The organism is Affinirhizobium straminoryzae (assembly GCF_007004135.1).
Lineage (GTDB): Bacteria > Pseudomonadota > Alphaproteobacteria > Rhizobiales > Rhizobiaceae > Neorhizobium > Neorhizobium straminoryzae.
In genome coordinates, this window is record NZ_VJMG01000130.1 from 1 (window position 1) to 1,089 (window position 1,089).

Sequence of the window (1,089 nt, forward strand, 5' to 3'; positions counted from 1 at the left end):
CGCCCCAGCGGGTGAGCCTCCAACCCGGACCACAGGCATAATCGACCTGCTGCACGAGGCCAGGCGCGGCCTGTGATGCGGCAATGGCAGGCGGCGCAACGGGTCCGGCAAGTGCCGCGCCGGCACCGGCAAGCGACAGGACAATGGCAGACACGAACATCTTCATGGCATGTACCTCAATTCCGAGATGGCGAGGGCAAGAATTCGCCCGGCCGCCTGAACAGCGGCTGAACCGGCCGTTCATCAGATTGCAGCCATTGTTGCCGTATAAGGACAGGGCCAAAGCCGGGTCTGCACAGTGCGCACGCGTGCTGTGGCACGGCCGGCCGGAGATCCGAACGGCCGGTTCCGGTCTCCATAAACCTGCTTGAAACGACGACACCCTTCATGCTTTTACCTGCCGAGGATACAGAGGGCGCGCTGCCCCCGAAGACCACCGCAGCCCCGGCCGGCGCGGACGGGCCCGCTCGGCGGGCAGAGGCGGGCCGGAACCAGAGCAGGAGGGTGGACCGCCCGATGAAGACCCTCTCCAACATCCCGCTGCTGCGCCTTGGCCATGCCTGGGGCAAGCTGATCAAGAAGAAGGCCTTTGCCCGCGGCAGCGAGCTCGGACTGATCTTCTCGGCCATGCTGATCGGTCTTGCGGCCGGCGCCGCCGTCAGCGGCATGAGCTGGATCTCGCGCAGCCTGCACAGCCTGATCTTCGGCATCGGCAGGCTGGACTGGCTGAGCGCCTCGATCATCGACAACAAGCTGATCGTCCTGACCGCCCCCATCATCGGCGGCGTGCTGCTGGGTGTCGTTCTCTTCATCCTGTCACGGCGACGCAGGCGCGCCATCGTCGACCCGATCGAGGCCAATGCGCTCTATGGCGGGCGCATCTCGCTGACCGACAGCTTCATCGTGGCCGGCCAGAACCTGATCTCCAACGGCTTTGGCGCATCGGTGGGCCTGGAAGCCGGCTATACGCAGCTGTCTGCCGGCCTTGCCTCCAAGCTCGGCAGCAAGCTGAACCTGCGCCGCGAGGACATGCGCATTCTCGTCGGCTGTGGCGCAGCCGGTGCGATTGCCGCCGCCTTCAACGCGCCG

Annotated in this window: 1 protein-coding gene; it reads left to right on the plus strand. The window is 66.1% G+C overall.

Annotated features, from left to right (window positions below):
* Positions 1–516: 516 nt before the first annotated feature.
* Positions 517–1,089: chloride channel protein (locus FNA46_RS25785; protein WP_143128094.1), on the plus strand; the 573-nt coding region annotated here is incomplete at its 3' end.